A 4,580-nucleotide genomic window follows, 5' to 3' on the forward strand; every position below is an offset into this window, starting at 1 on the left:
TTTTTTAATTTCTTATTGAATTCGATTCAGAAACTGTTTCGTTCGTTCTTCACGTGTCTGACTGAAAACTTGATCAGGGGAACCTTCTTCAACAATGTTTCCGTGATCCATGAAAATCACCTTATCAGCTACCTCTTCAGCAAAACTCATTTCATGAGTGACGACAACCATTGTCATTCCCTCTCTAGCCAATTCCTTCATCACATCAAGCACATCCCCCACTAATTCAGGATCAAGAGCAGAAGTCGGTTCATCGAACAGTATAACTTCCGCTCCTGTCGCAAGAGCTCTGGCAATCCCGACTCTTTGTTGCTGTCCACCTGATAATTGATGAGGGTATGCATCCAATTTATTTCCAAGACCGACTTTTGTTAAGATTTCAGCCGCTCGGTTCTTCGCTTCCTCTCTGGAAATTTTTTGCACTGTCACCGGACCTTCCATGACATTTTCGATCGCTGTAAAATGCGGAAATAGATTATGATTCTGAAAAACCATACCGGTTTGCTTCCTGAAATGAATGATGGATTTTTTTGAGATCGGTTGAGTAAAGTCCAATTGTTGATGACCGATGGTAATTTTTCCTTCTTCCGGCCTTTCTAACACGTTCAGTGTCCTTAAAAGAGTAGTCTTTCCTGAGCCTGATGGACCAATGACAACAACTACTTCCCCTTTCTGTACTTCCATGTCAATATCTTTTAATACGTGAAGAGAACCAAAATGTTTATTTATATTATTAACGTTGATCATCGAATCTCTCCTATTTTGATACATATCGTTCAAGTCTTGTTTCTACTCGATCCTGTACAAATGACAGTGCAACACAAATCACCCAGTAAATTGCAGCTGCTTCCGTATAGACGAGTAAAAATTCATAGTTTTGTGAAGCAATCTCCTGTGCCTGGCGAAAAAGCTCGCCATAAGTGATTGTAGAAGCAAGTGAAGTATCTTTAATCAGCCCTATAAAAGAATTTGATAGTGGCGGAATAGAAACCCTTGTCGCCTGCGGAAATATGACACGTCTAAGGGCTTGCAAATACGTCATTCCTATTGAATGAGAGGCTTCCCACTGTCCCTTTGGAATCGATAATACAGCTGCTCGAATGATCTCGGAATTGTAGGCTCCCATATTGAGTGAGAATCCGATAATAGCGGATATCAAGGGATTGATCGTTACACCAACGGATGGCAGTCCGTAGAATATAATATACAACTGGACAAGCAATGGAGTACCACGAATAATGGAAACATAGACTCTAGCGATTCCCTGTAACACCTTAACTCCAGAGATCCGCATCATGGCTGTTATGATCGCAAGTACAAGACCAATGGCAAATGAAATCAATGTGAGTGGGATCGTATAATACAAAGCCCCTTTCACCAAAGGGAGAAAAGAGCTTATTAGTATATCTATATATTTCTCTTGCATTGCACTGTCTGTGAAAATGTTACTTAGATACATCTTCACCAAACCACTCTTTAGAAATTTCTAGATAGGTGCCGTCATCTTTCATCTCTTGTAGAGCTTGATTGACCGCTTTTACAAGTTCATCATTGCCCTGTCTGAATAATAACCCGCTTTTAGATGCTTCATCTTGACGTGCCGCAATTTTCACAGGGGCATCCGGGCGCTGTTTCATGAAGTCAAGCACGGACAAACGATCGTTTACTGTCGCTTCCACTCGTTTTGAACTCAATAATTGCATCGATTCATTGAATCCTTCCACGCTGGTAATATCAGCATCATTTTCTTTTGCAATCTTAGCGAAGTTACTTGTCAAGGACTGTGCTGTTTTTACACCCTTTAAATCTTCAAAAGTCGAAATGCTCGTGTTATCTTTGTGCGTCACGATCACAGCAGAGGATTGAATATATGAATCAGAAAAAGAGTATTTCTCTTGACGCTCAGGTGTAATTCCGACCTGGTTAGCAACCATATCAAAGCGTTTTGAGTTCAACCCGGCAAACATAGAATCCCATTTTGTTTCTTTGAAAACGGGTTCAACTCCCAATCGTTTGGCCACTTCCCTAGCAATTTCTACATCAAAACCCGTCAGTTCATCCTGTTCATTATGGAACGTGTAAGGAGGGTACGTGCCTTCCGTCCCAATCAACAATTCACCATTTTCTTTGATTTTTTCAAGAAGGTTTCCAGATGACTGAGCCGATTCTTCATTGCTGCCTTCAGAGCTTGTATTCTCACCTTCTGACTCACTGCTGCCACAAGCAGATAAAATTACAGCTAAAGCAAGTAGAGATACAATAAATAATGTACGTTTCATTTATATTCCTCCTATAACCAAGTAAAAAGATATGTTTTATCGCCTATATGATGTTATCGGAGAAACACAAGGATGTCAATTCTTTGATACAAAAAAAGCCAGGCTCTCTGCCCGGCTTGTTTCCCTCTTAATACTGATAGATCTTTTTATATTTGTCAGTCAAATAACGAATAATATAATCCGGATTCAATCCTTCGCCTGTCACATCATTCAAAATTTCCAAAGGTTTCTTCATTTTCCCATATTGATGGATATTCTTTGTTAACCACTGTTTAATTTGCTGGAAGTCTCCTGCCCGGATAATCGTTTCTATATCAAGGTCCTGGCTGATCTTACTTTCTATTTGTGCGGCATACATATAACCTAAAGCATAGGAAGGGAAATAACCAAAGTCTCCTCCAGACCAGTGGATATCCTGAAGTACTCCCTCTGAATCGTTAGATGGTCTTACACCGAGGTATTCTTCCATCTTTTGATTCCACAATTCTGGGAGGTCTTTAACTTCTATGTCTCTTCCAATTAAAGCTTTTTCCAATTCATAACGAACCATTATGTGGAGGCAATAAGTTAGTTCGTCTGCTTCTATTCTAATTAAGGAGGGCTTCACTTCGTTAATGGCACGATAAAATTCATCCATAGGAAGTTCTTTAAAGCTCTCAGGTGCATAGGACTTAAACAACTCGTAATGGTTCTCCCAAAAGGCTTGACTCCGAGAAATGAAATTCTCCCAAAAGAGCGATTGTGACTCGTGGATTCCCATTGATGTCCCTGTAGCTAACGGAGTGAAGGCAAGTTTAGGATCAATGTTTTGCTCGTATAACGCGTGTCCGCCTTCATGAATCGTACCGAACACAGCCGTGCGAAAATCACGCTCATCATACTTCGTCGTTACCCGTACATCGTTCATGTTGAGACCAATAGCAAACGGGTGGACTGTTTCATCCAAACGGCCTGCATCAAAATCATACCCCATTCGCTTCAGGATTTCTAAGCTGAACTTCTCCTGTTTTTCTTTGGAAAAATGCCCTTCCAACACAGATGGGTCGGGCTGCTTCGGAGCGGATTGAATCTTCTCAAGCAATGCCGTCAAAGCTTTTCTTACTTTTGGAAAAACGCGATCAATGATTTCCACTGTCACGCCCGGCTCGTAGTTATGAAGGAGGGCGTCATAACGGTGTTTTTCATATCCCCAATAATCAGCAAACCTTCTGTTATATTCTACGATCTTCTCCAAATAAGGACGGAAGCTTTCAAAATCATTGTTTTCTTTTGCCTCTCCCCACATGGATTCAGCTTTTGATTGAAGCGTGACGTACTCACGATATTCTTGGACAGGGATTTTGGCAGTTTTTTCGTAAGTTTCTTCTGCTTCCTCCAGGGATTTTTTTATAACAGGATCCTCTACATGCCCTTTAAGTTCGTCTATGTATGATTTCATTTCATCGGACGTTTGAATTTCATGTACCTTCTGGGCAAGGACGCCTAAAACCTGTGAACGGTTATCCATCCCTTTTTTAGGAGCTTTCGTCCTCATGTCCCAGGCCATTAGGCCAATAGCTTCTCCATAAGACGCTTGCTCTTTTAACAAGTCCATGAACTTTTGCTCTGTCGATTGACTCATTTCCATCTCCCTTTCCATTTCAAAATCTCTTTCTTAGTTTATCAATTTTATTCTGCAAGTGCTATTTATAAGAGCAGTAAAAAGACGCAAAGGACAATCTTTGCGTCTTCCATCTCTCTTATACGTGCTTACCGAAGTACTGGTAATAGTCCGTTTTAATAAACCCATTGAACAACTTGCGTTTTTTCGTCGCAGGCTTACCGTAGAGCTTCTCGAATCCTTCATGGGATGTCAGAACGTAAACGCTCCAGGAAGGGAAATCGCTCATGATGGACCCTAAATCACGATACATCTGCTCCACTTCCTCTCTTTCTCCCATACGTTCACCGTAAGGCGGATTGGAAATGAGATAGCCATTTTCCTGCCTCGGTTTGAAGTCACTCATCTGCATCTGCTTCCAAGTAATTAGATCACCTAGACCTGCTTCCATTGCGTTTTTCTTTGCAATATCAATCAGTTCTGGATTAATATCTGAACCTGTAATGTTTAAGGGTTGGTCATAATTTGCACAGTCTTCCGCTTCTTGAAAGGCATCATCCCATGCTTTTTGGGGAATAAACTCCCAATCTTCTGAGGCAAATTCTCTGTTAAAGCCAGGAGCAATGTTTTGACCAATCAGTGCCGCTTCAATTGCAATGGTTCCCGATCCGCAGAAAGGGTCTACTAATGGCTTGTCTGGG

General features: G+C 41.1%; 5 protein-coding genes. All 5 read right to left on the reverse strand.

Annotated elements, in window-relative coordinates:
• Positions 1-12: 12 nt before the first annotated feature.
• A complete protein-coding gene (locus LD39_RS19920) occupies positions 13-747 on the reverse strand; it encodes an amino acid ABC transporter ATP-binding protein (RefSeq protein ID WP_035552579.1) in 735 nt (244 codons plus the stop codon).
• A gap of 10 nt (positions 748-757) precedes the next feature.
• Positions 758-1,459: an amino acid ABC transporter permease gene (locus tag LD39_RS19925; RefSeq protein WP_035552582.1), complete on the reverse strand. Its 702-nt coding sequence runs from the start codon at positions 1,457-1,459 to the stop codon at positions 758-760.
• Entirely contained in the window at positions 1,446-2,279 is an 834-nt protein-coding gene (locus LD39_RS19930; protein WP_035552585.1) for an amino acid ABC transporter substrate-binding protein, read from the reverse strand. The genes LD39_RS19925 and LD39_RS19930 overlap by 14 nt, the downstream gene beginning before the upstream one ends.
• Positions 2,280-2,406: 127 nt before the next feature.
• A complete protein-coding gene (locus LD39_RS19935) occupies positions 2,407-3,906 on the reverse strand; it encodes a carboxypeptidase M32 (protein WP_035552591.1) in 1,500 nt (499 codons plus the stop codon).
• 112 nt (positions 3,907-4,018) lie between these two features.
• The coding region (locus LD39_RS19940) for a class I SAM-dependent RNA methyltransferase (protein WP_035552588.1) at positions 4,019-4,580 on the reverse strand (562 nt) is incomplete at its 5' end.

Origin of the sequence: Halobacillus sp. BBL2006 (assembly GCF_000786645.1) — a bacterium.
In the GTDB taxonomy this organism is placed as follows: domain Bacteria; phylum Bacillota; class Bacilli; order Bacillales; family Halobacillaceae; genus Halobacillus.

What these genes read in the sequence shown, in the direction of transcription:
- LD39_RS19920 (WP_035552579.1), bottom strand. Translation starts at nt 747, where the DNA reads ATGATCAACGTTAATAATATAAATAAACATTTTGGTTCTCTTCACGTA.
- LD39_RS19925 (WP_035552582.1), bottom strand. Translation starts at nt 1,459, where the DNA reads ATGTATCTAAGTAACATTTTCACAGACAGTGCAATGCAAGAGAAATAT.
- LD39_RS19930 (WP_035552585.1), bottom strand. Translation starts at nt 2,279, where the DNA reads ATGAAACGTACATTATTTATTGTATCTCTACTTGCTTTAGCTGTAATT.
- LD39_RS19935 (WP_035552591.1), bottom strand. Translation starts at nt 3,906, where the DNA reads ATGGAAATGAGTCAATCGACAGAGCAAAAGTTCATGGACTTGTTAAAA.